Genomic DNA, 24093 nt, shown 5'->3' with positions numbered 1-24093 from the left:
GAGGACAAGGTCGGCGATTACCGTGTTACGACCCTTTTGCGGGACCTTTGCCGCTTCCCAGGGGGATAGTGGGACTTCATCCTGGTCGTCATCCGCAGCCGGGAACGGACCTGCCGAGGGCCATGGCGTAGGCGTCGCGCAACAGCGCCGCCAGCGCCCCCTCGTCCTGCGCCTGGTTGACGGTCGCCACGACCGAGATCCGCCGCGCGGGCGCGTAGGCCGCGACGGCGCCCCAGGCTCCGGGGTGGAACCACAGGACCTCGTCGCCGGATGTCAGGCGCTGGATGCCGAGGCCGTAGGTGCCCTTGCTCTGCGGGGTCGCGGTCAGCATGGCCCGCAGCGTCGCCGGGTCGCGGAAGACCCCGCCCTCGAACAGGGCGCGGAAGAAGGTGGTCAGGTCGGCCGCGGTGGAGACCAGGCCGCCTCCGGCGAAGGTGTCGAAGGTCGGGTTCCAGTTCCTGGTGTCCACGGAGCCGAGGTAGGGGTGCGAGAGCGGCGCCCCGCGATGCCGTTCCCAGTGTTCGAGGTAGGTCCCGCGCAGCCCGAGCGGGTCGAGGAGCAGCGTGCGGTAGGCGCGGTGCAGGGGCAGGCCGCTGACCTTCTCGATGACGTACCCGGCCAGGATGTAGCCGGTGTCGGAGTAGTGGTAGCCCCTGCCCGGCCTGAAGTACGGCCTGCCGTGGGCGAGAGCCCAGTCGACCAGCCGTTCCGGTGTCCACGTCCTGCGGGGATGGGCGGCGACCTCGGCGATCCACCTCTCGTCGGCGGCGTAGTCGTACAGGCCCGCGGTGTGGTCGAGCAGCTCGCGCACGGTGATCCGCGCGCCGTAGGAACGGCCGCCGAGCACGTGCACCCGCCCGACCAGGGAAGGGTCGAGATATTTGCTGATCGGGTCGTCGAGGCGTAGCTTGCCCTGTTCTGCGAGCTTGAGCACGGTCGCGGCGGTGAAGGTCTTGGTGACGCTGGCCGCGCGGAAGGCGTCCGTCGGCCGCAGGTCCCTGCCGCCGAGCCGGAAGGCGCCGGCGGCGCCGGTGTAGGCGACCCCGGGGCCCCGGACGTCAAGGATGACCCCGGGGACCGGTGGCCTGGCCGCCCTGCCGACGAGGCAGGCGAACCCGGCCTCGGCGGCGGCCACGGGACCCGCGGTGAGGAGCAGGAACAGCGCGGTGAGAACGGCGACCACGGCCGAGGTTCTGCCGGGCGGACGCATCAGGGGACCTCCAGTGGATCGGTGACCGGCGGGGCCGTACGGCCCAGCCGGGTCCTGACCGTGTACGCCAGCAGCGTCACGGCCAGGATGACGCCGACGCCGAGCACGACGGGCCCGACGCCGGGAGAGACGGAGACGGCCAGCAGGGCCGCGCTGAGCAGGACGAGCACCGTCCAGCTCAGCCAGGGGTGGCCCCACATGCGCACCTGCAGCGTCCCCGGGTCGGTGCGGGCGCGCAGCCGTAGCTGGCTCACCGCGATGAACAGGTAGAGGACCAGCGTGAGCAGGCCGGAGGCGTTCAGCAGGAAGGCGAAGATCTCATCAGGGCTGACCAGGCCCGCGACGGCCACGACCACCAGCGCGAGACCGCTTCCCGCCAGGATCGCCGGGGCGGGCACCCCCGAGGGCCGCACCCTGGCCAGTACGGCGGGCGCGTCCCCGCGCTCGGCCAGGGACATCAGCATTCGCGAGGAGCCGTAGATCCCCGCGTTCAGGATCGACAGCACGGCGACCAGGACGACCGCGGTCATCAGGCCGCTCGCGCCGGGGACGCCGAAAACCTCGATGGCGGTGGCGAAGGGGCTGTCCTCCCCGTTGGCCGGGACCCGGTTCCACGGCACGACCGCGACGATCAGCAGGATCGAGCCGACGTAGAAGACCAGCACCCGCCACACCACCCTGACGGTCGCCCGCGCGACCTCCCTGGCGGGTTCTGCGGACTCCGCGGCGGCGATCGTGACGATCTCCGCGCCGAAGTAGGAGAAGACCACCGTCACCAGCGCGGCCAGCACCGCCGCCCAGCCGTTCGGGGCGAACCCGCCGTGCTCGGTCAGCGCGGACAGGCCCGGCCCACCGTGCGGCCACAGCCCGGTGAGGTACAGCGCGCCGACGGCCAGGAAGGCGACGACCACGACGACCTTGACCGAGGCCAGCCAGAACTCGGTCTCGCCGAACACCCGCACCGAGACCAGGTTCGCCACGGTGAGGACGGCCAGCAGCGCCGGGGCGCCCAGCCACACCGGCAGGCCGGGGACGATGCCGGAGGCCAGCCTGGCGCCCGCGACGGACTCGAAGGCGATCACCGCGACCGCGAAGTACCAGTAGCCCCAGCCGACGAGGAATCCCGCCCAGCGGCCCAGGGCCAGCTCCGCGTAGCGGGAGAAGGACCCGGTGGTCGGGTGCGCCGCGGCCATCTCGCCGAGCATCCGCATCACCAGGACGACGATCACGCCGCCCACGGCGTAGGCGACGACCGAGGCGGGACCCGCCATGGCGATCACCGAGCCGCTGCTGACGAACAGGCCGGCGCCGATGACGCCGCCTATGCCGATCATTGTCATGTGCCGCCGCCGCAGTCCGCGGCGGAGCGCTGTCTCACCTTGCGCCATCGAGGCTCCTTGGTTTCGTGGCCCCCGAGCGGGTTTTTCCGGCGTCACGGGTCCGGGCGCGCGGTCACGCCAGGGCCGCCTGCGGCCACGGTCGGCGGGCAGGCGGGGTGCGAAGGGACGGGGGATCTCCCGGAACGGTCCGCGGGCTTCACGGCCGTTCCGGGAACGGCGCGGCCGTTCCGGGGTTCCTCCGCGCCGGCGCGGCCGTTCCGGGTGAGCGTGGCCGGTCCGGGCCGGCGCGGTCGTGCCGGAGTGACACGGCCGTTCCAGAGCGGGTGTGGTGGAAGGGGCGGCGGCCGGTTCAGTCGCCGTGGAACTCGGGGCCGCGCCCGTCACCGAAGGCGTGCAGCCCCTCGGCGAGGTCGGCGCTGCGCAGGCAGGCCAGGCAGCCCTCGACCTCCAGGGCGAGCACGCCCTCCAGGTCGAGTTCCCAGGTCCTGCGCAGGTGCCGCCTGATCAGGCCGACCGGCACGGGGGCGGCCGACCCGATGGTCTCGGCCAGCGCGACGGCGGTGGCGAGCAGGTCCTCCCCGGGCACGACCCGGCTGACCAGGCCCGCGCCGAGCGCCTCGGCGGCGCCGATCCGCTCTCCCGACAGCAGCAGGTCGGCCGCCCTGCCGTGCCCGACCAGGCGGGGCAGGAAGTACAGCACGCCGTTGGTCGGGTAGAGGCCGCGGCGCACCTCCATGAAGGCGAACTCGGCCTCCTCCGCCGCGATCCGCAGGTCGCTCGCTATCGCCAGCTCCGCGCCCACGCCGACCGCGATGCCGTTCACCGCGGAGATGACGGTCTTCGGGAAGGCGACCAGGCGCCTGGTGACGTCCTGGAAGTCCTCGACGGTCGCGGCCAGGTCCCGCGACGCCGTACGGCTCAGGCGTTCGCGTGTCTCGGTGAGGTCGACGCCCGAGGAGAAGGCGCGTCCGCGCCCGGTCAGGACGACCGCGCGCACCGTCTCGTCCCGCTCCGCCTCGTCCAGGGCCGCGCCGAGCTCGGCGAACGTGCGGTCCCTGAAGGCGTTCAGCACCTCGGGGCGGTCGAAGGTGACCACCAGGGCCGCGCCGTGGCGGGCCGTGAGGATGTCTTTGACGGCGTCTCCGACGGAGTGCTCGGCCGTGTCCTCCGCGGTGTTTTCGGCGGTGTCGCTCACACGGCCTCCCCGAGCGCGTCGTACTCGTTCTCCCTGCCTGAGGGCAGCAGGTGTTTGGCGATCCGTTCTGACGGGGTCATGGGGAACTCCTCGACGTACTCCACGAAACGCGGCACCTTGAAACCGGCCAGGCGCCCTCGGACGAACTCCACCAGTTCCCCTGGTGGCACGGGGGTCGCGACCTGGACGAACGCCTTGACCTCCTCGCCCCGCAGGTCGTCCGGGACCGCGACGACCGCCGCGGCCCGGACGGCGGGGTGCCGGGCGAGGACCGCCTCGACCTCGGCGGCGGCGACGTTCTCACCGCCGCGGCGGATCATGTCCTTGCGCCTGCCCACGAGGTGGATGTAACCGCGTTCGTCCCTGCGGCCGAGATCGCCGGTGTACAGCCTGCCGTCGCGGATGCGTTCCGCGGTGGCCTCGGGGTCGTTCCAGTAGCCGAGCATCATCGGGCTGCCGGTGACGACGATCTCACCGTCGATGATCTCGACCTGTTTGCCGGGTACGGGAACCCCCGCGGCCCCGCTGCCGACACAGGCGTCGTCGCCCGCCGGGACCGCCAGGTCGACGCCGGTCTCGGTCATGCCGTACGCCTCCCGCCAGGGCGCCCCCCAGCGCCGTTCGAACGCGGCGTGCAGGTCGGCGACGATGCCCGAGCACAGGACGAGCCTGACCCGGTGCGCGTGGTCCAGCGGGTCCTCCGGCTGCCGGTACAGGTAGACCGGCATGGTGCCGAGCAGGTAGAAGAACGTGGCGCCCTCCTCACGCGCGGAGCGCCAGAACGTCGAGGCGGAGAACCTCGGCAGGATCACCAGCGGGATGCCCTTCATCAGGCACAGCACGGTGTTCCACTGCGGGTCCATGTAGGAGAAGGGCTGGGCGGTCAGGTCGACGTCGTCCTCACCGGCCCCGACGATGCCCGCCGCCAGCTCCGCCAGGCGCAGCCAGTAGCCGTGGGTGAGCATGCACCCCTTGGGGAACCCCGTCGTGCCCGAGGTGTACTGGAGGTTCGCCAGGTCCTCGGGGCCGACCTGCGGAGGTTCGAGGTACGGCGAGGCGGCGTCGGCCTCCGCTCCCGCGTCGAAGGCGCCGGGGACCGGTTGCCCGAAGGGCCCCGCGCCGGCCGGGTCGAGCAGTCCGACCTGCCCGACCCGGGTGCCGAGCAGCGCCCGCGCGGCCTGTGCCGTACCGGCGAGGGCGAGCACGGCACCCGAGTCGGCGATCACGTGGGCGAGGTCGTCGCTCCGGTAGCCGGCGTTGACCGGGACGGTGACCGCGCCGAGCTTGCCCACGGCCAGCCAGGCGACGGGGAAGCCTACGCCGTTGGGCAGCATGACGGCCACCCGGTCGCCGCGGCGCACCCCGTGGGCCCGCAGCACGGCCGCCAGCCGGTTGGTCCGCTCCTCGACCTGCGCGACGGTGGTGGTGACGCCGCCGAAGCGGAACAGCGGCCGTCGCCCGTCGGTCGCGGCCCGCCTCCTGAGCAGGTCGCCGAGGCTGGTGGCGCTCACCGGGCCTCCCCGGGGGCGCTCGCGCGGGTGGCCAGGTCGAACATGTCGGCCAGTTCGGCGGCGCACCCGGCGAGGTCCACGGCCGCCTCGTCGAAGACCCACTGCAGCATGACACCGTCGATGGCGCCCTGAACGGTCGAGGCGAGCGTGCGGGGGGTGAAGTCCCGGAAGTCGCCGTCCTGCTGTCCTCTGCGCAGGATCCCCTCGATGTGCCTGCGGCAGGGGTCGTAGGCGGTGGCGTTGAAGGCGCGTTTCGCCTCCGCCGTCCCGAAACTTCCCCAGATGTCGACCATGGCGACGAAGTTCTCGCGATGGTCGGCCATGAAGGCGAAGCTCGCCTCGATGTAGGCGCGGAGCCTGGCCGGGCCGCCGGTCTCCCGCTCGACCCTGGACCTGATGAACCGGTTCGACTCCGCCAGCAGGGAGGTGACGATCTCCTCGATCAGCTCGTCCCTGCCGTCGAAGTGGTAGGAGATCACGCTCTTGCTGATCCCCACCTCGTCGGCGATCCGGGCCAGCGACGCCTGGGCGAGCCCCGCGCTGGCGATCGTCGTGATCGCGCCGCCCACGATCTGACGCCTGCGCGTCTCCTCGATGAACGTGGACTTCTTCCTGCCCGGTGTTTTCCGGCCATCCGGCGTAATTTTCGACCGCATGGCCTACATTTAGGCCGTACGGCCGCAAACCCGCAAGGGGCCTGCGCCAACTCTCCGGTTTTCCCTACCTCCAGGAAGACGGTGTGCCATGGATGACCTTCCCCCGCTCCGCCCCCGCGAGAGGGAGGTGCTCGCGCTGATGGCGCAGGGCTGCTCGAACGCCGAGGTCGCGGCGCGGCTGCACCTGTCGGCCGCGGCCGTGGAGAAACACGTCTCCGGTGTGTTCACCAAGCTGGGCCTGCCGCCGACCGCGAGCGGGAACCGCCGCGTCCTGGCGGTCCTGCGTTATCTGGGCCATCAGGGCCTTTCCGGAAACCCCTGACCCGGCCGGAGCCGGGTCAGGGGTGCCTCCGTACCGCGCCGTCTCCCAGGCGGGCCTATTCGTGCGGGAGGATGCTGCCGGTCGGGGTGCTCCGCGGCGCGGGGGACCCGCCCCCACCGCCACCGCCGCCGTTGCCGCCCCCCCCGCCGCCGTTGCCCCTGGCCTGCTGCAACATCTCCAGGTGGGCCTGCACGACGGGCTTGGCCTCCGAGGCGACCTTCTTGACCGCGGCGGAGGAGCCGTCCCTCAGCTCGGTGTTGATGACCGTGAGAGTCTGGCGGTGCCCGGCGATCTGCGCCCTGATCCAGGCGTTGTTGAAGGCCGCGCCGTTCAGGTTCGACAGCTTGTCGAGTGTGGCGCGCTGCTTGGGCGCGGGCTGTTCGGGAAGCGTGACGCCCGCCCGTTGCGCCTCCCGTTTGACGGCCGCGTCCAGTTTGAGGTGGTCGGCCACGATCTTCTTGGCGATGTTCTGCACGGCCTGGTTGCTCGACTTCTTCTCGGCGAGCCTGCCCGCCTCGATCTCGGTCAGGTTCGACCGGTGGGCCTGAGCCAGGAAGGTCTTGTCCTGTTCGTTGAGGCTGGGCTGGGCGAGGACTCTGGTGGCACCGCCACCGAGTACGACGGCCACGGTGGCCAGCAGCACGACGATCCTTCTCATCATTGAAACCCCCGCGGATCACTCCTTAGGAATATTTAGGACCTCCTCACCATATGCACCGATATTCACCGAGATATCAGCATTAATCAGCAAATGAAGTCCAAAGTTCCGCGGAGGACCCCGGCGAGCCGAGCCGTACGGATCGCACGGGCGAGTGCCCCGCTGAGCGGGCCGTCCGGTCCCGGCCCGGCCGTTCCCACCGCCGGGCACGAGCCGTACGGCGGGCGCCCCCGGCCATGTCACAGTGGTGATTGTTTTTGGGCCTGCGGTAAACCCCCGCACGCCCTGCCACGTCGGTTTGACATGCGCACCAAAAGCCGGATTAGCAATCCCAATTCCCGATATCAAATGATTTGCCAGGGTTTAGGGTAATTTCGGGATTCCCGGCCGGGAGCTCCAACGACCGAGAGGACGCCGGCCCTTCGTGACGGAGCCCGCACGGGCCGTCCGCCCCGACCGGCGTGCGATCGATCGTCCCGACCAGACCAGATCAGGAGGGTTCCCCTCCCATGCCCGCGGACGCGGTCTGACATCGGATCGAACAGAAAGCACGGATGTGAAGCGACTCCAGGCGAAGCCACGATTCGTCCCCGCAGGAAGGGTCCTCGACCCGCTCGTCATCGGCGGGCGGCCGATGGCGCGTCCCGTCACCGGGGCGGTCCCCGACGCGATCGGGAAACGACCGGACAGTGAGCTCGACGGCGCCGACCTGCCGGAGCTGTCCGTCAGGGCGGCCTCCGTCAGAGGGGAGGCCAACCGCCGCGACGGGGCTCCCCGCAGGGACGCGATGGGGCTGTGGCAGATCGACGGCTCCCGGCTGCTCGCGTGCGCCGCGGGAGGACTCGCGGACGCGGAACTGTCCCACGTCGGCGCGGCCGAGGCCTGCGCCTCCGCCCGCCGCAACCTGCTCGGCCTGCTGCGGCACGCCGAGGACGGCGCCCCGGTGGAGGACTTCTTCGCCGCCGTCACCCGTGACCTCGCCGAGCGGGCCGAGCGGACCGGCGTTCCCGCCGCCGCCCTGCGCACCACCCTGCTGGCCGCGATCATCGACACCGCCGAGCACCGCGTCCACGTGGCGCGGATCGGCGACGGCACGGCGTCGCTCCTGCGCGAGGGGCACTGGTCCCCGGTCCTGCCCGCCGGGGACGGCGCACGGACGCCGGACGCGCTCCCCGGGGACGGCCCTTCCGGGACCGCGATGGCCGATCTCCTGCGGGGCGACATGCTGCTGCTGTGCACCGGCGGCCTGGCCAGGCCGATGGGCGAGGAGGAGGTCAGCGAGCAGGTCTCCGCCTGGTGGTCGCAGCCCTCGATGCCGTCCCTCCCCGAGTTCTTCTGGCAGCTCAGCTTCCGGGACGAGTCCCACGAGGACGACCGCACCGCCGTCTGCGCCTGGAGACGCTGAGTCCCGTCCCCGGTGCCCCCGGTCCGGCGGGGGCACCGGGGACGGGCGGGAGGACGATCCCGGGCAACCGGAAATACCCTCCGGTTCGTTGGGGTTGCCACTGTCATGGCTGAAGACATCATCCGAGGTGTGGCCCGGGGGGCCGCCGAGGTCCCGCTCTCGATCCTGGAGCTGGCGGTCGTCGGGTCGGGAGTGAGCCCGACCAGGGCGTTGCGGGCGAGCACCGAGCTGGCCAGGAGAGCCGAGGAGTGGGGATACCACCGCATCTGGGTGGCCGAGCACCACGGCATGCCCTCGGTCGCCAGTTCCTCCCCCGCCGTGCTGATCGCCCACCTCGCCGCGGCGACACGGACCATCCGGCTGGGTTCCGGCGGCGTGATGCTGCCCAACCACGCCCCGCTGGTCGTCGCCGAGCAGTTCGGCACCCTGCACGCGCTGCATCCCGGCCGCATCGACCTCGGGCTCGGCAGGGCGCCGGGCACCGACCAGGCGACCGCTCGGGCGCTGCGCAGGAACGGCCCGGACGCCGACGACTTCCCCGAGCAGCTGGCCGAGCTGACCGCCTTCCTCGACGGCTCCTTCCCCGAGGGGCACCCGCTGCGCAAGGTCGTCGCCACCCCCAGGACTCCGGAGTCGGGGCGCCCGCCGATCTGGCTGCTCGGATCGAGCGGCTTCAGCGCCCAGCTCGCGGGCATCCTCGGCCTGCCGTTCGCCTTCGCCCACCACTTCAGCGCGGCCAACACCCTGCCCGCCCTTGAGCTCTACCGTTCCGCCTTCCAGCCCTCCGCGGTGCTGGAGCGGCCGTACGCGATGATCGGGGTCTCCGCCGTCGCCGCGGAGACCTCGGAGCGGGCGCTGAGCCTGGCGCTGCCCGGCGCGCTGTCCATGCTCAGGCTGCGCAGGGGGGCTCCCCAGCCGGTGCCGACGCCCGAGGAGGCGCGGGATCACCCCTACACCCCGGCCGAGCGGGTCTTCGTCGAGGACTACCTGTCCAACGTGGTCCTGGGCGACCCCGGGGAGGTCAGGGAGGGCCTGAACGCGCTGCGCAAGCGCACCGAGGCCGACGAGTTGATGATCACCACGATGGTGCACGACCCCGAGGACAGGATCCGCTCCTACGAACTTCTCGCCCAGGCCTACGACCTGCCCCGCGGACCCGTCGGCTAGCGTCGGCTCAGGAAGTCTTCGGGGAATCGTACGGCTCACGAGGGAGTCACCGTGAACGACCTGCCGATCTGTGTGACCTGTGGTGTTCAGTACGCCGCTCTCAGGGAGAACTGCCCGATCTGTGAGGACGAGCGGCAGTACGTCGGCTGGCAGGGGCAGCGCTGGACGTCGCTGGCCGAGCTGAGCGCGGCCGGCCACAGGGCCGTGGTCGCCGAGGAGGGGCCCGGCGTCGTCGGCCTGGGCACCGACCCGGCGACCGCGATCGGCCAGCGCGCGCTGCTGGTGCGCTCCGCCGGGGGCAACGTGCTGTGGGACATGGTCACCCACTTCGACGAGGAGGTCGTCCGGCAGGTCCGCGAACTGGGCGGGATCAAGGCCATCGCGATCAGCCATCCGCACTTCTACGGCTCGATGGTCGAGTGGGCGCACGCCTTCGACGCGCCGGTCTACATCCACGCCAAGGACCGCGCGTGGGTGGCCCGCCCGGACGAGTCGGTCGTGTTCTGGGAGGGCGAGACCCTGGAGATCGGCGACGACCTGACCCTGGTCAACGCGGGCGTGCACTTCGAGGGCGGCCAGGTGCTGCACCGGCGCGAGGGGGCGCACGGCCCGGCGGCGCTGTTCTCCGGCGACATCCTCCAGGTGGTCTCCGACCGGCGCTGGGTCTCGTTCATGTACAGCTACCCGAATCTCATCCCCGAGCGCCCGAGGACGGTCCGCCGCGCCCTGTCGCTGCTTGAGCCCTACGACTTCGAGCGGGTCTACGGCGGCTGGTGGAAGCGGGTCGTGCGCACCGACGGGGCGCGGGCCGTGCGGCGCTCGGCCGAGCGCTACCTGCGGTTCGCCCTCGACGACGCCCCCGGCGACGCCTCAGCCGACACCCCCGAGGGCGGCTGAGGCTCCTCAGGGTCGTCGACGTCGAGCTCGGGGTGCTCCTCGGGCCAGTCGGCGGGCTCGATCAGACGGCGTACGGCGTCGCCGTCGAAGATCGAGGACAGGACTCCGGCCACCCCCTCCCCCAGCGGCCGCAACGCCTCGACCACGGCCTGGGCGCGGGCGCCCGCCTCCTGCAGCAGCCCCTCGACCAGGGGCGGCAGGGGTGGCGTGGGCAGCGTGAGCCGCGGTCTCGGCGCGGGTTTCTCCGGTGGCGCCCAGCGCATGGAGTCCTCGCTCATGGCGAGCCACTCGTCGACGACTCCGTCGATGGCGTCGAGCACATGATCGGGATCGCTCGGCATGGCGTCTCCCCCCGTGTCCGGGATTCGATACCTCGACGCTACCCTGCAGAAACCCCTCCTACCAGCCAATACTCCCCAATCTGACAGAACACCTCTCATGGAGTAAGCATCACGAAAAAGGGGTAAGACCCGGACGTGGCGGGCCAGATCGGGTCGTCCGCCGCAGTCGTCGTGAGTCGTCGTGCGAGGGGAGCGCCATGGCCAGACTGCGGACGGGAACCGGCCTTCTGCGCCGCAAGCCCATCGAGCACATCGAGGAACCCGAGGGTGGAAGAACCGAACAGCTCACCCGCGTGCTGGGACTCTGGCAGCTCACCGCCATCGGAGTCGGCGGCATCATCGGCGCGGGCATCTTCACCCTGGCGGGCGCCGTCGCCAACGGCATCGCCGGACCGGCCGTCGTCGTCTCCTTCCTGATCGCCGGAATCGCCAGCGCGGCGGCGGCCTTCTCCTACGCCGAGTTCGCCGGGCTGATCCCCAAGGCCGGATCGGCCTACACCTACGGCTACGCGGTGCTCGGCGAGATCGCGGGCTGGTTCATCGGCTGGGACCTGCTGCTTGAGTACACCGCGATCGTCGCGGTCGTCGCCATCGGCATCTCGGGCTACTTCTCCTTCCTGCTCGGCGACCTGGGCGTGAACCTGCCCTCGTGGATGCTCGGCGCGCCGGGGACGGGCGCGGGGCACCGGGTCGACCTGTTCGCCGCCCTGCTGTGCCTGCTGATCGCCTACCTGCTGAACCTCGGCATGCGCAACGCGGCCAGGTTCGAGATGGCGGTCGTCGGCCTGAAGGTCGCCGTGGTGCTGCTGGTCATCGTGGTCGGCCTCTTCCACATCAACACCTCGAACTACACCCCCTTCTTCCCCTACGGCATCGGCGGCGCGTTCACCGGCGCGGCCACGGTGTTCTTCGCCGTCTTCGGCTACGATGCCATGAGCACGGCCGCCGAGGAGTCCAAGGACGCCCAGCGCCACATGCCCAAGGCGATCATCTACTCGCTGGGCGTCTCGATGGTGCTGTACGTGCTGGCCTGCCTGGTACTGACGGGCATGCAGCACTACACCGAGATCGACAAGGAGAGCGGGTTCTCCACGGCGTTCAAGGCGGTCGGCCTGCGGGGCCTGGCCGACGTGATCGCGGTCGGCGCGATCGTCGGCATCCTGACCGTCATGTTCACCTTCATGCTCGGCGTCAGCCGCGTGTGGTTCTCGATGAGCCGTGACGGACTGCTGCCCAGGTGGTTCGCCAAGACGCACCCCACCCGGCACGTGCCGACCCGGGTGACGTGGATCGTCGGCGTCATCTCCGCGCTCATCGCCGGGTTCCTGCCCATCGTCGAGGCGGCCGAGCTGACCAACATCGGCATCCTGCTGGCCTTCGTCGTGGTGTGCGCCTCGGTGATCGTCCTGCGCTACCGGCGGCCCGACCTGCCCAGGACCTTCCGCTGCCCGGGGATGCCCGTCGTCCCGGCGATCGGCATCCTCTTCTCACTCTGGCTGATCACCTTCCTGCAGTGGCAGACGTGGGTCCGCTTCGCGGTGTGGTTCGCGATCGGCCTGGTCGTGTACTTCGCCTACTCCTACCGGCACTCCGCCCTGGCCTCAGAGGAGCGCGCCGGGGAGGGCTAGCCGGGTCAGCAGGTGTGGTGCCCGGAGACGGTGTCGCCCAGGCCGCGCACCGCGGCGTTCACCCGTTCCAGCGCGTCCTCCCGCGCGAGTTCCGGCCGTCCCGGCGGGGTGCCCGCGCGCACGTCCCGCGCGATCCCCTCAAGTGAGGCGACCGCCGCCCCGACCGCCCCGGCCGACGGCCGCGGGGCGCCGTGCTCGGTCCTGGCGACGGTCGCGGCGGTCGCGTCGGCCACCCGTTCGAGGGCGGTCATCGCGGGCATCCACGTGGTGACGCGCCTGCTGACCACGGCCGGTTCCGTCATCGCCCGCTGGAAGACGGTGCGCAGGTCGGCCAGGGCGTCGTAGACGCGGTGGCGCAGCGCCGCCCTGCCGGTGTGCCCGGGGTCGAAGGCGTGCCGGAGATAGTCGGCGGTCGCCGAGACCGCGTCGGCGAACCTCGGCCCGACCGGCGCCTCCCAGCTCGCGGGCCACGGCAGGTATCCCAGCAGCAGGACGATCAGGCACCCGGCCAGCGTGTCGACCAGCCGGATCTCGGCCAGCCTCGGCCCGCCACGGGTCAGCAGGTCGACCAGCAACAGCACCAGCGGCGCCTGGAAGGCCGACATCAGCCCCCAGTTGCGCTGCATGCCGTACGGCAGGAGCGCGGCGAAGACCGCGACCGGGACCAGGAGCGCGGGGCCGTACGGCACGGCGACGAGCACGACGGTGCCGATCACCGTGCCGGCGAGAGTGCCGAGGGCTCGCTGCACGGCGCGGGCGAAGACCGAGCCGAAGTCGGGTTTGAGCACCAGCGCGACGGTCAGCGTCGTCCAGTAGGACCGTTCGACCAGGTGCAGTTCGCTCAACGCGCTCGCGACCCCCACGCACAGCGCGAGCCTGACGGTGTAGACACGGGTCAGCCGGCCCGACCACATCCGTTCCCAGGCCTGTCTGAGGCGCTCACCCCGGTCCCGCCACTCGTACGGCGGGCCGTCGGCGGGCGGGTCCCCGCCGTACAGCAGTTCGACGGCCCCTTCGAGGGCCGAGCCGAGGGCGCGGGTCGCGGGCGAGTCCGGCCCCTCCCCCGGCGTCCTCGCCGGGAGCGGCCCTCCGGCGAGCGCGTCCGCGACGCCCTCGACGGCCGCCTTCGTGCCCTCCGGCGGGTCGCGCCCCTCCAGGTCGAGGGAGATCAGGGCGTTGCGGACCAGCGAGGCCTGGTTCAGCAGGGCGACCGCGCGGGTGCGCCACGGGTCGGTCCCCGCCGACGCGGAACGGGCGCCGAACACGGTGTCGTAGGCGTTCCTGAGGGCGGTGTCGAAGGCGACGACGGTACCGGCGTCACGCCCGGCGGCCAGGGCGCCGAGCGCCCGGTAGGCCGCGATCACCGCCGCCTCCTCCGGCGCCCTCGGGTGCAGCGGCCAGTCGGCCAGCGCGAGCGCCAGCGCCCACGCCGAGCCGAGCAGGAACAGCAGCGTGCCCGCCCCCGGCGGTCCCAGCGGGACGCCGGTGCCGAGTACGGTCATCACGAGGAGCTGGAGCCCGGCGCTCGACCCGGCGGCGCCGGTGGTGCTGACCAGCGCGGACAGCACCGCGACCGCGACGGTGACCAGCACCGCCCACCAGCCGGTCTCCCTGGCCGCGGCCCCGACCAGGAAGCCCGCCGCGCCGCCGAGCGCGGTGGCGCCCATCCTGACGACCCTGGCCCGGTAGGAGCCGCCCTGGTCGGCCAGGGCGGTGCCCATGGCCCCCATGGCGGGCAGCAGCCCCAGGGCGATGCGCCCCATGGCGAGTCCCGCCAGCAGCGGGGCGACCACGGCCAGCGCCGTGCGCAGCATCGGCCACGGGCGGGGCGCCGCGGGCCTGATCCGCACCGTCTCGACGAGCCAGCCGGGCGCCGCGTCCGCGAGCCTGCCCGCGGTGTGCCTGAAGATCAGCGCACGAGCCTGTCGATGCGGATCGGCAGGTCGCGGACGCGGACCCCGGTCGCGTGGTGGACGGCGTTGGCCACGGCGGCGGCGGTGCCGACGATGCCGATCTCGCCGATGCCCTTGGTCCCCATCGGGTTGAGGTGCGGGTCGTCCTCCTCGATCCAGACGGCCTCGACGTCGCGGACGTCGGCGCAGGCGGCCACGTGGTACTGGGCGAGGTCGTGGTTGAGGTAGTCGCCGAACTCACGGTCCATGACGCTCTCCTCCAACAGCGCCATCGACATGCCCATGGTCATGCCGCCGACGAACTGCGAACGGGCGGTCTTGGGGTTGACGATCCGGCCCGCGGCGAACACCCCGAGCAGCCGCAGCACCCGTGTCTCCCCCGTCGCGGGGTCCACCCCGACCTCGGCGAACTGGGCGCCGAAGGCGTGCTGGGCGAAACGCCGTTCCCCTCCGATCTCCCGCGCGGTGTCGGCGGAGACCTCGACGCCGTCCGGGGGCACCTGGCCGTCCCGCTCCCGCAGCGCCGCGGTGAGCGCCTCGCAGGCCCTGACCACGGCCGTGCCCCAGGAGGCGGTGCCCATCGAGCCGCCCGCGAGTGAGGCGTCGGGCAGCGCGCTGTCGCCGATCTCCACGCGGACCAGGCCGGGCGGGACGCCCAGCGTGTCGGCGGCGATCTGGGTCAGCGCGGTCCTGGCGCCGGTGCCGATGTCCATCGCGGCGATCCGTACGGTGAACGTGCCGTCGGCCAGGGCCGTCGCGCTCGCCTTCGAGGGGCGGCGGTAGACCGGGTAGGTGGAGGCCGCGACGCCGGTGCCGACCAGCAGGCCGTCCCTGAGCCTGACGCCGGGGGCCGGGTCGCGGTCCGCCCAGCCGAACCTGCGCGCCCCCTCGCGCATGCAGGCGACCAGGTTGCGGGAGCTGAAGGGCAGACCGCTCTCCGGGTCGGTCTCCGGCTCGTTGCGGACGCGCAGTTCGATCGGGTCGATCCCGCAGGCGAAGGCCAGTTCGTCCAGCGCCGACTCCAGGGCGAACATGCCGGGCGCCTCGCCCGGGGCACGCATCCAGGAGGGCGTGGGCACATCCAGCCTGACCAGCCGGTGGGTGGTGCGCCGGTTGGGGGCGGCGTACATCATCCGGGTGGGTGTGGCCGTCTGCTCGGCGAACTCCCTGATCCGTGAGCTCTGCTCGAACACGTCGTGGACGATCACCCCGAGGTGTCCCCGGGCGTCGGCGCCGAGCCGTATCCGCTGGATGGTCGGGGTGCGGTAGCCGATCACCGAGAACATCTGGCTGCGGGTCACCGCGAGTTTGACGGGCCGCCCGGCGTGTTTGGCGGCCAGCGCGGCGAGCACGACCGGCGACAGCGGCGTGCCCTTCGACCCGAAACCGCCTCCCACGTGCGGGGAGACGACCCGGACGTTGCCCGGCGGCAGCCCGAACAGCGGCGCGACGATGTCACGGACCGAGGTCGCCCCCTGGGTCGAGTCGTAGAGGGTCAGCCCGTCGCCGTCCCACACGGCGACGGTGGCGTGCGGCTCCATCGGGTTGTTGTGCTCGGCGGGGGTCGAGTAGACCTCGTCCACCACCACCTCGGCCGCGGCGAGGGCGGCGTCCGGGTCTCCCTGCTCGGTGTCGGCGGGGTAGACCGGGTTGACCCGTTCCGGACGGTACATACCGGGGTGGTCGGCGCGCAGTTCGACGTCGTGCTCCTCGACGTCGTAGTCCACCCGCAGCAATCTGGCCGCCTCGACGGCGTTCTCCAGCGTCTCGGCGACCACGACCGCGACGTACTGGCCCCGGTAGGCGACCCGGCGCGACTGGAGCACCGAGAGCTCGGCGTTCTCTGCGGGGGCCAGCCTGGGGGCGTTGCCGTACCAGATGGCGGCGATCACGCCGGGAAGCTTGAGGGCGGCGTCGGCGTCGACCGCGCGGACCTCTCCCCTGGCGATGCCCGCCTGCACGGGCGCGGCGTAGACCAGGTCGTCCGGAGCGTACTCGTAGGCGTACTTCGCCCGGCCCGTCACCTTCTCCAGACCCTCGACCCGGTCGAGGGCCGAACCGACGGAGGAGGCGGCACCGGGGCCCGCGAGGGTGGTCATGACGCCTCCGCGAGGTCGACGAGGGTGCGGACGAGCACGTTGCGGGCCAGAGGGACCTTGAACGCGTTGCCGGGCAGCGGCCGTGCGGCGGCCAATTCGGCCTCCGCGGCCCTGGTGAACTCGGCCTCCGTCGCAGCCGCGCCGCGCAGCGCGGCCTCGGCCGTCTCGGCCCGCCAGGGCGCGTGGGCGACGCCGCCGAACGCGATCCGGCAGTCGCGCACCGTCCCGTCGGCCACGTCGAGGACGGCGGCGACGGAGACGACCGCGAAGGCGAACGACGCCCTGTCCCTGACCTTGCGGTAACGCGAGCGGCCGGGGAACGGCAGCGGCGGCACCTCGACGGCGGTTATCAGCTCGCCCTGGCCGAGCACGGTGTCGCGTTCCGGCTCCTCCCCCGGCAGCCGGTGCAGTCCGGGCATCGGCACGGTCCGCGGCCCCTCGGCGCCCTCGACGTGCACGATCGCGCCGAGCGCGGCCAGCGCGACGGCCATGTCCGAGGGGTGGGTGGCCACGCAGTCGTCCGAGTGGCCGAGGATCGCCAGGTTGCGGTGCTCTCCCGCCCTGGCCGGGCAGCCGGTGCCGGGCAGGCGTTTGTTGCAGGGTTTGGTGACGTCCTGGAAGTAGGGGCAGCGGGTGCGCTGCATCAGGTTGCCGCCGACGGTCGCCATGTTGCGGATCTGGCCGGAGGCCCCGGCGAGCACCGCCTGGGACAGCAGGGGGTGGCGGCGCCGTACCAGGGGGTCGGCGGCCAGGTCGCTGTTGCGCACGCCCGCGCCGATCAGCAGGGCGCCGTCCCCGGTCTCCTCGATCGTGCCGGAGGCGATCCCGCTGACGTCGACCAGGACGTCGGGGACGGCGACACCGAGCCGCATCAGGTCGACCAGGTTCGTGCCGCCCGCGAGGTACATGGTGTCCGGCCTGCCGGCGGCCGTGGCGACCGCGCTCGGGGCGTCCGGGGCCCTCAGGTAGGAGAAGGGCCTCATCCCGCCACCTCCCCGATGGCCGCGACGATGTTGACGTAGGCGCCGCAGCGGCACAGGTTGCCGCTCATGCGCTCGCGGATCTCCTCCTCGTCGAGGTTCACGCCGGAGCCGGTGCCGTCGTCGCGGGTGACCGCGCTCGGCCATCCGGCCGCCGCCTCGGCCAGCACGCCGACCGCGGAGCAGAGCTGGCCCGGGGTGCAGTAGCCGCACTGGAAGGCGTCGTGTTCGACGAACGCCGTCTGCAGCGGGTGGAGCCCGTCGCCGTCCGCCAGCCCCTCCACGGTCACGACCCGCCTGCCGTCCAGGGTCACGGTCAGTGTCAGGCAGGACTTCACCCTCCTGCCGTCGAGCAGCACCGTGCACGCCCCGCACTGCCCGTGGTCGCAGCCCTTCTTCGCGCCGGTCAGCCCGAGCCGCTCGCGGAGCGTGTCCAGGAGTGTCTCCCTGGTGTCCACGGTGATCGGGTGCCGCTCCCGGTTGACCGAGAGCACGAGGTCCGCCGTGATCGGGGAGGGCGCCGGTGCCGGTCCTTCTGATCCCGTGATGTGCGTTTCGCCGTTCACGGGCGCTCTCCTACCCACTCATCCGGTTCCTTACCTCCCGGACGCGTCACGCGCAGGGCCAGGTCAGAGCACCCCGACCTCGTCCAGGGTCCGCTGCGCCACGGCGAAGGCGGCGTTGGCCGCGGGCACCCCGCAGTAGACGGCGCTCTGCAGCAGCACCTCCTTGATCTCGTCGGGGGTCAGCCCGTTGCGCAGGGCCGCGCGGACGTGCATGGCCAGTTCCTCCAGGTGGCCCCCGGCGACGAGGGCGGTCAGGGTGACACAGCTGCGGGTACGGCGGTCCAGCCCGGGACGGTTCCAGATCCCGTCCCAGGCGTAGCGGGTGATGAACTCCTGGAAGTCACGGGTGAAGCCGGTGGTCGCGGCCTCGGCGCGGTCGACGTGCGCGTCCCCGAGCACCCGCCGCCTGGTCCTGGCCCCCTCGGCGGCGCGTTCGCCGCCGAGGTGGCGGACGATCGCCGCGGTGACCTCCTCCGGCCGTTCGACGCCCGCCAGGTGGGAGGCGCCTGGCACGACCGTGAGCAGCGCGCCGGGGATGCCGGCGGCGAGGGTGAGGGCGTGCGCCAGGGGCGTCGCCGGGTCGTCCGCGCCCGCGACGACCAGGGTCGGCGCGGCGACCGCGCCCAGCTCACCGGTGAGGTCGTAGTCCGCCAGCGCCTCGCAGCAGGCGGCGTAGGAGCCCGCGTCCACCCCGTACGGCATCCGCCGCACCTCGGTGACGGCCTCAATGACAGCCTCGGTGCCGGTTTCGGGGGCGCTGAACCAGCGGGCGGGCAGCACGTCGGCCAGCGGTTTCATGCCGTCCCGCCGTACGGCGTGCGCCCGCTCGTGCCACGGTCCCGGCTCGCCGAAGCGGGCGGAGCTGCAGCACAGCACCAGGTGGCTGACCCGCTCGGGGGCCGTGACGGCGACGGTCGCGGCGACGGCGCCGCCGAGGGAGATGCCGCCGACCGCGAACCTGTCGGCCTTCTCCTGGGTGGCCAGGGCGAGCACGGCGTCGGCGAGCAGGCCGACGGTGACCTCGCTCACGGGCGCCGAGCCGCCGTGACCCGGCAGGTCGTAGCGGAGCACCCGCCAGGAGGCGGTCAGCGCCTCCATCTGCGGGTCCCACACGTGCAGGGTGGTGCCCAGCGAGGGGCCGAGCACCAGCAGCGGCGCCCAGGCGGGCCCGTCGACGCGGTGGCTGAGGATCGTCAAGACTGCTCCCGGTAGGCGGTCAGAACTCGGTCGATGAGGGGTTGCGCCGCCCCGAGGTAGCCCGCGGGGTCGAACGCCTCCTCGGGGACCTCCCCCGCGAGCGTCCGCCGGAGTGGGCCCTCCTGCGCCGCTGCCCGGTCGAGCCGGTCCCTGCCGAGCAGGGCGGCCAGGCGTTCGGAGACGACGCGGTCGCCGGTGAGGTCCAGGTTGGCCCGCATCCGCTCAGGGAAGACCCGCAGCCCGGCGAGCAGTTCCGCGGTGGTCGCGGCGGCGCCGCCGGTCAGCCGCAGGCACTCGCGCGTCGCGTGCCACTCGGCCTGCCAGGCGCCCGCGGCCCGCTCGTGCTCGGCCAGCTGCGCCGAGGCCAGGAGCTGGCCGTACACCGGGATCTGCAGGGCCGCGGAGCGCACGAGCACCGCCAGCGCGGGGTTGCGTTTGTGCGGCATCGCCGAGGAGCCCCCCGTGGAGGACTCGGCGACCTCGCCGACCTCCGTCTGGGCGAGCATGATCACGTCGAGGGCCGTCTTGCCGAGGGCGCCGGAGGTCTGGGTGAGGGCCGCGCCCAGTTCTGCGACCGGTGACCGTTCCGCGTGCCAGGGCACCGGCGGCGCGGCCAGCCCGAGTTCCTCGGCGAACAGCGCGGGCAGCGCCGGGTCTCCGCCGAGCGCGGCCAGGGTGCCCGCGGCCCCGCCGAGCTGGGCGGGCGTGCGCAGGTCCCGCAGCCGTGCCCGTGCGGCGAGCAGACCGGACAGCCATCCCGCCGCCTTCAGGCCGAAGGTCGTCGGCACGGCGTGCTGGCCGAGTGTCCTGGCCGCCGTCAGCGTGTGGCGGTGGGTCTCGGCGAGCCCGGCGAGGGTGGCCATGGCCCGGTCGAGGTCGGCGCCGATGATCCCGATCGTGTCCCGGCAGACGAGCATGGCGGCGCTGTCGAGGATGTCCTGGCTGGTGGCGCCGTGGTGGACGTACCGCGCAGCCCCGGTGGCCGTCTCCGCGACGGCCCGGCGCAGTTCGGCGACCAGCGGCACGACGGGGTTGGCCGACTGTCTGCCCCGCAGGGCGAGGTCCGCGGGGTCCGGGGTGAGCGCGCCCGCGACCCGGCCGATCACCGCCGCCGCCTCCGGCGGCACCGTGCCCGCGCGGGCCTGGGCGCGGGCCAGCGCCGCCTCCGCCGTCAGCATGGCGCGCAGCCACGCGCGGTCCGAGGTGGCCGCCTCGGCCGCCGTACCCGCCCTGACCGGGCTCAGCAGGCCGGTGTCCTGCTCGGGGCCCGAAGCGGGGCCGGAACTCAAGGAAGGGTCAGAACTCAAGGAAGACCGTCTCCCCTTCCCCTTGGAGCCTCACGTCGAAACGGTAGCCCCCCTCCCCGTCGGGCTCGGCGATCAGGGTGGCCCTGCGCGCGGGGTCGAGCGCGTCGAGCAGCGGGTCGGGGCCGTCCTGGAGGTAGACGCGGGTGGCGACGGAGCGCAGCAGCCCCCTGGCGAAGACCAGCATCGCCAGGTACGGCCCGGCGGGCCTGGCGGTGCGGAACCGGTAGGACCCGTCGGCGTCCGTCGGGCAGCGCCCGAAGCCGGAGACGCCCTCACCCGCGCGGTCCAGCGCCCTTCTGGTGCCCGTCTCGCCGAGCCACAGTTCGAGCATGGCGTCGGGCACGGGCTCGCCCGCCCCGTCGAGCACCCGCCCGGTGACGGTGATCGCCCCGGGGTGCCCCTCCGCGACCAGGTCGGGCCCCTGGGGGTAGGGCAGCGCGTAGCCGAAGAACGGCCCCACGGTCTGCGACGGGGTCGGTGGCACGGCGCTCACTGCTCCTCCGTCGGGGTGCGGCCCAGGACGATGTCGAACCGGTAGCCGAGCGCCCACTCGGGTTCGGTGACGTCCAGGTCGAAGTGGGCGACGAGCCGCTCGCGGGCGGCCGGGTCGGGGATGGACCGCATGATCGGGTCGTAGGGGAACAGCGGGTCGCCGGGGAAGTACATCTGGGTGACCAGGCGCTGGGTGAACGCGGTGCCGAAGACGGAGAAGTGGATGTGCGCGGGCCGCCAGGCGTTGTGGTGGTTGCGCCACGGGTAGGCGCCCGGCTTGATCGAGACGAACCGGTAGCGGCCCTGCTCGTCGGTCATGCACCGCCCCGCGCCGGTGAAGTTGGGGTCGAGCGGCGCGGGGTGCTGGTCGCGCCGGTGCGCGTAGCGCCCGGCGGCGTTGGCCTGCCAGACCTCCAGCAGGGTGCCGGGGACGGGCCTGCCGGCCGAGTCGAGGATCCGGCCGGTGACGATGATCCGCTCACCGATCGGCTCGCCCGCGTGGTGGCGGGTCAGGTCGGCGTCCAGTTCTCCGATCTCGTCGTGCCCGAAGACCGGGCCGGTCAGCTCGACGGCGTCCGGGTCGGCGCGGAAGGCGACCGGTGGCCTGGACGGCGCCCGCAGCACGCTGCTGCGGTAGTCCGGGCTCAGATAGGGAGGGTGGTGGGTCATGACCCTTCTGTTCCTTCCAGGACGAGCGCGAGTCCCTGTCCGACGCCGATGCAGAGCGTGGCCACGCCGTACCCGCCGGTCCTGGAGAGACGGTGGGCCAGGGTGCCCGCGAGCCTGGCTCCCGAGCAGCCGAGCGGGTGGCCGATCGCGATGGCGCCGCCCGCGGGGTTGACGAGTTCCGGGTCGAGGCCGGGCCATTCGGCCATGCAGGCCAGGACCTGGGCGGCGAAGGCCTCGTTGAGCTCCACGGTCGCCAGGTCGCCCAGGGAGAGTTTCGCCCTGTCCAGCGCCTTGGCGACCGCGTGCACCGGGCCGATGCCGAAGCTGACCGGGTCGACGCCCGCCGCGCCGGTCGAGACCACCCTGGCCAGGGGGCGCAGGCCGTGCTCGGCCAGCCCCTCGGCGTCGGTGACCAGCAGGGCCGCCGCCCCGTCGTTGAGCGGGGAGGAGTTGCCCGCGGTGATGGTGCCCTCCGCGGTGAAGGCGGGCCTGAGCCTGGCCAGCCCCTGCGGGGAGGTGTCGGGGCGGATGGACTCGTCGGCGGTCAGGTCGCTGCCCTCGACGAGCGCGGTCTCCGCCTCCAGCGCCCCCGTCCGCCACGCCCGGTCCGCCAGCCGGTGGCTGCGCGCGGCGTATTCGTCCTGGGCCTCACGGGTGACGCCGTAGCGGGCGGCGAGCGTCTCGGTGGCCTCGCCGAGGGAGACCGTCCAGCGGTCCGGCATCCTGGGGTTGACCAGCCGCCAGCCGAGCGTGGTCGAGTGGAGCTGTTCGTGGCCGCGCGGGTAGGCCCGTTCCGGTTTGGGCAGCACCCAGGGGGCGCGGCTCATGGACTCGACGCCGCCCGCCACGACGAGGGAGGCGTCGCCGACGGCGACCGCCCTGGCGGCCTGGATCACCGCCTCCAGGCCCGAGGCGCACAGCCGGTTGACCGTGGCGCCCGGCACCGTGACGGGCAGCCCGGCCAGCAGCGCCGCCATCCGGCCCACGTTGCGGTTGTCCTCGCCCGCCCCGTTGGCCGCGCCGAGGACGACGTCGTCGATCCTGGCGGGGTCAAGGCCCGGGGAACGGTCGAGCAGCGCCCTGACGACCCCGGCGGCCAGGTCGTCGGGACGGACCGAGGCGAGGGCCCCGCCGTACCGGCCGATCGGGGTGCGGACGGCGTCCGCGATGTAGACGTCCTTCACAGTGTTCGTGCTCCTGTCGTTTCCGGGAGGTCACGCTCGTACGGCAGGCCGACGTAGTTCTCCGCCAGCGTGGTCGCCGCGGCCTCGGAGGAGGTCACGTAGTCCAGGTGGGAGATCTGCAGCCGCCGCCCGTAGGCGTCGTCGGTGTCGAAGGTGTGCAGCAGCGTCGTCATCCACCAGGAGAAGTGCTGCGCCCGCCAGACCCGCCTCAGGCAGGTCTCCGAGTAGGCGTCGAGCAGGTCGTCCGAGCCGGTGGCGTACCGGTGCGCCAGCGCCTCGGTCAGCACCCGCACGTCGGCGACCGCGAGGTTGAGGCCCTTGGCGCCGGTCGGGGGGACGATGTGCGCGGCGTCGCCCGCCAGGAACAGGTTGCCGTGGCGCATGGGCTCGGCCACGAAGCTCCGCATGGGCGTCACGCCCTTCTCCAGGATCTCCCCGGTGGTCAGGGTGAAGCCGGGCACCGTCTCAAGACGGGCGCGCAGTTCGGCCCAGATCCGCTCGTCCGGCCAGTCCGCGATGTCCTCCCCCGCGGGGACCTGCAGGTAGAAGCGGCTGATCTCGGGGGTTCGCATGCTGTGCAGGGCGAAGCCGCGCTCGTTCCAGGCGTAGATCAGCTCCTCGGCGGACGGCACGGCCCTGGCCAGGACGCCGAGCCAGGCGAAGGGGTAGTCCCGTTCGTGGACGGTGAGCTCCCCTTCGGGGACACTCGCCCGGGACACGCCGTGGAAGCCGTCACAGCCCGCGATCACCTCGCAGTCGAGCCGCCCCCCGTCGAAGGTCAGGTAGGGGGCGTCGGTCCCGGCGTCGTGCACGGCCACGTCGCCGACCTCGAAGCGGATGTCGCCGCCCGCGGCGAGACGGGCGGCGATGAGGTCCTTGACGACCTCCTGCTGGCCGTACACGGTGATGGCGCGGCCGGGGACCAGCCGTTCGAAGGCCACCCGGTGGCCCGCGCCGCCGTAGCGCAGCTCGATGCCGTGGTGGACGAGGCCCTCCCTGACGAGGCGGTCACCGACCCCGGCGGCGACGAGGGTGTCGACCGTCCCCTGTTCGAGCACCCCGGCCCTGACCCGCCGTTCGACGTGGTCGCGGCTGCGGCGTTCCAGCACCACCGAGTCGATGCCGCGCAGGTGCAGCAGGTGGGACAGGAGCAGCCCGGCGGGCCCCGCTCCGATGATCCCGACCTGTGTCCGCTGGGGATGGGTCATGGGGAGAGCATCGTGGACCCGGCGCGGAAAACCGAGCCCCGCCTTCCACTGGACGGAAGACAGGGGGGAGGATTGTCCTTGGGGGCGCCTTCCGTCCGGGCGCCCCGGGACAGGGGGACGTGATGGCCGGCGGGTCGCGGGAGCCGGG

Annotated in this window: 22 protein-coding genes; 5 read left to right on the top strand and 17 right to left on the bottom strand. The window is 72.8% G+C overall.

From position 1 onward, the window contains the following. Positions 1-88 precede the first annotated feature (88 nt). The 5 genes from ACFOYY_RS08295 to ACFOYY_RS08275 form a co-directional block, all read right to left on the bottom strand. The gene (locus ACFOYY_RS08295) at positions 89-1210 is read right to left on the bottom strand and encodes a serine hydrolase domain-containing protein (RefSeq protein WP_386189064.1); all 1122 of its coding nucleotides are present in this window, start codon (positions 1208-1210) and stop codon (positions 89-91) included. Continuing rightward, positions 1210-2598, bottom strand: a complete 1389-nt coding sequence (locus ACFOYY_RS08290) for an amino acid permease (RefSeq protein WP_386189062.1) — start codon at positions 2596-2598, stop codon at positions 1210-1212. The genes ACFOYY_RS08295 and ACFOYY_RS08290 overlap by 1 nt, the downstream gene beginning before the upstream one ends. Before the next feature lie 301 nt (positions 2599-2899). Continuing rightward, the gene (locus tag ACFOYY_RS08285; RefSeq protein WP_386189060.1) at positions 2900-3745 is read right to left on the bottom strand and encodes an enoyl-CoA hydratase/isomerase family protein; all 846 of its coding nucleotides are present in this window, start codon (positions 3743-3745) and stop codon (positions 2900-2902) included. Continuing rightward, complete coding sequence (locus ACFOYY_RS08280) at positions 3742-5256, bottom strand: AMP-binding protein (protein ID WP_386189058.1); 1515 nt, start codon at positions 5254-5256, stop codon at positions 3742-3744. The genes ACFOYY_RS08285 and ACFOYY_RS08280 overlap by 4 nt, the downstream gene beginning before the upstream one ends. After that, positions 5253-5912, bottom strand: coding sequence for a TetR/AcrR family transcriptional regulator (locus ACFOYY_RS08275; protein WP_386189056.1), 660 nt, complete (start codon positions 5910-5912; stop codon positions 5253-5255). Before ACFOYY_RS08275 ends, ACFOYY_RS08280 begins: the two co-directional genes overlap by 4 nt. An 88-nt stretch (positions 5913-6000) precedes the next feature. On the opposite strand from ACFOYY_RS08275, the gene ACFOYY_RS08270 reads away from it, so the two are divergent. After that, a complete protein-coding gene (locus tag ACFOYY_RS08270) occupies positions 6001-6234 on the top strand; it encodes a response regulator transcription factor (protein WP_449343612.1) in 234 nt (77 codons plus the stop codon). Between the two features lie 55 nt (positions 6235-6289). On the opposite strand, the gene ACFOYY_RS08265 is transcribed toward ACFOYY_RS08270, so the two are convergent. Then, positions 6290-6892: a DUF4142 domain-containing protein gene (locus ACFOYY_RS08265; RefSeq protein ID WP_386189054.1), complete on the bottom strand. Its 603-nt coding sequence runs from the start codon at positions 6890-6892 to the stop codon at positions 6290-6292. A gap of 556 nt (positions 6893-7448) precedes the next feature. Between ACFOYY_RS08265 and ACFOYY_RS08260 the strand changes: the two genes are divergently transcribed. From ACFOYY_RS08260 to ACFOYY_RS08250, 3 genes are all read left to right on the top strand, one after another. Then, positions 7449-8297, top strand: coding sequence for a protein phosphatase 2C domain-containing protein (locus tag ACFOYY_RS08260; RefSeq protein ID WP_386189052.1), 849 nt, complete (start codon positions 7449-7451; stop codon positions 8295-8297). A 105-nt stretch (positions 8298-8402) separates the two neighbouring features. Further along, entirely contained in the window at positions 8403-9464 is a 1062-nt protein-coding gene (locus ACFOYY_RS08255) for an LLM class flavin-dependent oxidoreductase (protein WP_352012662.1), read from the top strand. Positions 9465-9515: 51 nt separating this feature from the next. Beyond that, a complete protein-coding gene (locus tag ACFOYY_RS08250; RefSeq protein ID WP_386189050.1) occupies positions 9516-10361 on the top strand; it encodes an MBL fold metallo-hydrolase in 846 nt (281 codons plus the stop codon). Here the strand turns inward: ACFOYY_RS08250 and ACFOYY_RS08245 are convergent. Next, positions 10295-10702, bottom strand: coding sequence for a hypothetical protein (locus ACFOYY_RS08245; protein WP_362772081.1), 408 nt, complete (start codon positions 10700-10702; stop codon positions 10295-10297). The two genes, ACFOYY_RS08250 and ACFOYY_RS08245, sit on opposite strands and share 67 nt — an antisense overlap. 197 nt (positions 10703-10899) lie before the next feature. Between ACFOYY_RS08245 and ACFOYY_RS08240 the strand changes: the two genes are divergently transcribed. Continuing rightward, on the top strand, positions 10900-12330 hold the full coding sequence (locus ACFOYY_RS08240; RefSeq protein ID WP_352012665.1) for an amino acid permease: 1431 nt from the start codon (positions 10900-10902) through the stop codon (positions 12328-12330). A 5-nt stretch (positions 12331-12335) separates the two neighbouring features. Here ACFOYY_RS08240 and ACFOYY_RS08235 read toward each other — a convergent pair whose 3' ends face one another. The 10 genes from ACFOYY_RS08235 to ACFOYY_RS08190 form a co-directional block, all read right to left on the bottom strand. After that, entirely contained in the window at positions 12336-14180 is a 1845-nt protein-coding gene (locus ACFOYY_RS08235) for an FUSC family protein (RefSeq protein WP_352012666.1), read from the bottom strand. Between the two features lie 59 nt (positions 14181-14239). Continuing rightward, complete coding sequence (locus ACFOYY_RS08230) at positions 14240-16342, bottom strand: xanthine dehydrogenase family protein molybdopterin-binding subunit (protein ID WP_352012667.1); 2103 nt, start codon at positions 16340-16342, stop codon at positions 14240-14242. Beyond that, a complete protein-coding gene (locus ACFOYY_RS08225) occupies positions 16339-17325 on the bottom strand; it encodes an FAD binding domain-containing protein (protein WP_386189047.1) in 987 nt (328 codons plus the stop codon). Before ACFOYY_RS08225 ends, ACFOYY_RS08230 begins: the two co-directional genes overlap by 4 nt. Next, the gene (locus ACFOYY_RS08220) at positions 17322-17831 is read right to left on the bottom strand and encodes a (2Fe-2S)-binding protein (protein WP_352012714.1); all 510 of its coding nucleotides are present in this window, start codon (positions 17829-17831) and stop codon (positions 17322-17324) included. The genes ACFOYY_RS08225 and ACFOYY_RS08220 overlap by 4 nt, the downstream gene beginning before the upstream one ends. Before the next feature lie 120 nt (positions 17832-17951). After that, the gene (gene pcaDC, locus ACFOYY_RS08215) at positions 17952-19085 is read right to left on the bottom strand and encodes a bifunctional 3-oxoadipate enol-lactonase/4-carboxymuconolactone decarboxylase PcaDC (RefSeq protein ID WP_386189045.1); all 1134 of its coding nucleotides are present in this window, start codon (positions 19083-19085) and stop codon (positions 17952-17954) included. After that, a complete protein-coding gene (locus tag ACFOYY_RS08210; RefSeq protein WP_386189043.1) occupies positions 19082-20392 on the bottom strand; it encodes a lyase family protein in 1311 nt (436 codons plus the stop codon). Before ACFOYY_RS08210 ends, pcaDC begins: the two co-directional genes overlap by 4 nt. Further along, positions 20382-20885, bottom strand: a complete 504-nt coding sequence (gene pcaG / locus ACFOYY_RS08205; RefSeq protein ID WP_352012671.1) for a protocatechuate 3,4-dioxygenase subunit alpha — start codon at positions 20883-20885, stop codon at positions 20382-20384. Before pcaG ends, ACFOYY_RS08210 begins: the two co-directional genes overlap by 11 nt. Beyond that, positions 20882-21553: a protocatechuate 3,4-dioxygenase subunit beta gene (gene pcaH, locus ACFOYY_RS08200; RefSeq protein ID WP_352012672.1), complete on the bottom strand. Its 672-nt coding sequence runs from the start codon at positions 21551-21553 to the stop codon at positions 20882-20884. The genes pcaG and pcaH overlap by 4 nt, the downstream gene beginning before the upstream one ends. Continuing rightward, positions 21550-22737, bottom strand: a complete 1188-nt coding sequence (locus ACFOYY_RS08195; protein WP_386189040.1) for a thiolase family protein — start codon at positions 22735-22737, stop codon at positions 21550-21552. The genes pcaH and ACFOYY_RS08195 overlap by 4 nt, the downstream gene beginning before the upstream one ends. Then, positions 22734-23945, bottom strand: a complete 1212-nt coding sequence (locus ACFOYY_RS08190) for a 4-hydroxybenzoate 3-monooxygenase (protein WP_386189038.1) — start codon at positions 23943-23945, stop codon at positions 22734-22736. The genes ACFOYY_RS08195 and ACFOYY_RS08190 overlap by 4 nt, the downstream gene beginning before the upstream one ends. Positions 23946-24093 lie beyond the last annotated feature (148 nt).

It is taken from the genome of Streptosporangium jomthongense (assembly GCF_042650425.1).
GTDB lineage: Bacteria > Actinomycetota > Actinomycetes > Streptosporangiales > Streptosporangiaceae > Streptosporangium.
This window is presented reverse-complemented; position numbering and strand designations above follow the sequence as displayed.